A 1,041-nucleotide genomic window follows, 5' to 3' on the forward strand; every position below is an offset into this window, starting at 1 on the left:
TGTAAAGGTTAGATAATTCGGTAACAAAATTTAACTTTAATAAATTTTGTTACGATGAGAAATAATAGTCAAGATTCGACTTTAGAGCGAAACTATTTAGAGAAGTATCGTTTTTTAATAAAAGAATATGAACAGGTAAAAAACAAAACTCATCCATTGCATAAAAAGGCAATGGATTTTTATACAGCAAATGACACCTGCAGAAAAAGTTTCTTAAAGTATTATAATCGCTATAAACAGAGTGGAAAATCTCTGGATCTATTGCCTCAAAAGCGGGGTCCAAAATATAAAACCAGACGTCCTTTGCCTTTTATAGAACAAAAAGTAATTGAATTAAGAGAAAAAGGAAACAACAAATATGAAATTGTTAGTATCTTAAATCCCAAATTAGGAAAACACACACCATCATATTCTGGAGTTTATAATATTTTAAAACGGCATAAAATAAATAGATTAACTCCGAAGATTAAAAAGAATCATCAGAAAATAATCAAGGAAAGAATGGGACAGCTAGGTCATATTGATTGTCATTATTTAAGTAAAAGTATAGTTCGTGGAGAAAACAAAAAGCTCTATTTAGTCTGTGTAATTGATGACTACAGCCGGATTGCCTGGGCGGAATTAGTCTCAGACATTACCAGTTTAACAGTAATGTTTGCGTCATTAAAATGCTTAAACATCTTAAGCAGTCATTATGAAATAAAATTTGAAGAGATATTGTCTGATAATGGAGCTGAATTTGGGCCTAAAACTAGCAAAGTAAAAAACAGTCATCCATTTGAAAGGATGTTAATGGAATTAGGAATAGTGCACAGATACACAAGACCTTATCGTCCACAAACAAACGGCAAAGTAGAGCGCTTTTGGAGAACTTTGGAAGATGATCTATTAAGGGATACAGATTTTGATTCTCAGGAAGAACTGAAAGAAGAATTATTACAATATTTATATTATTACAATCATGAAAGACCACATCAAGGTATTGATGGAAAAAAGCCAATCGAAATGATAAATCCGTTACCGAAATAAGTGACTTTTACA

Annotated in this window: 1 protein-coding gene; it reads left to right on the plus strand. The window is 31.2% G+C overall.

The window, feature by feature from the left end; genetic code table 11:
• Positions 1-54: 54 nt before the first annotated feature.
• A complete protein-coding gene (locus tag EV145_RS22325) occupies positions 55-1,029 on the plus strand; it encodes an integrase core domain-containing protein (RefSeq protein ID WP_133527377.1) in 975 nt (324 codons plus the stop codon).
• Positions 1,030-1,041 lie beyond the last annotated feature (12 nt).

Source organism: Flavobacterium sp. 245 (genome assembly GCF_004362055.1).
Taxonomy (GTDB): Bacteria; Bacteroidota; Bacteroidia; order Flavobacteriales; family Flavobacteriaceae; genus Flavobacterium.

Coding starts and splice junctions, on each gene's coding strand:
- EV145_RS22325 (WP_133527377.1), top strand. CDS start 55: ATGAGAAATAATAGTCAAGATTCGACTTTAGAGCGAAACTATTTAGAG.